Origin of the sequence: Streptococcus sp. HMSC076C08 (assembly GCF_001810825.1) — a bacterium.
Classification (GTDB): Bacteria; Bacillota; Bacilli; order Lactobacillales; family Streptococcaceae; genus Streptococcus.
Genome location: NZ_KV802708.1, coordinates 1 through 293, shown reverse-complemented (window position 1 = coordinate 293; position 293 = coordinate 1). Strand labels below are relative to the sequence as shown.

Genomic DNA, 293 nt, shown 5'->3' with positions numbered 1-293 from the left:
ATTCCCATGTACCTACAAACTTAACATCTGCTCCATTGATGGTTTCAGATGTCTTGTCATAAGACTTGAAGCTCCAGGTACCTTCTGCTGTCTTAACTTCTGTTTGACTTGGTTGCGTTGGCGTTGCTTGACTGCCATCTTTCAAGTCTGTTTGGTCTGATGGAAGCAGGGATTTCACTTCTTGTGGAAGTTCTTTACCTGGAGTTCCGCTGACAAACTCGTGAGTTGCCTTATAGGTTGGGGATGGGGTGAATTCCCATGTACCTACAAACTTAACATCTGATCCATTAATT

General features: G+C 43.3%; 1 protein-coding gene. It reads right to left on the bottom strand.

All coding sequences use genetic code 11. From position 1 onward, the window contains the following. On the bottom strand, positions 1-293 hold a 293-nt coding region (locus HMPREF2766_RS00310; protein ID WP_148131179.1), incomplete at both ends, for an SHIRT domain-containing protein.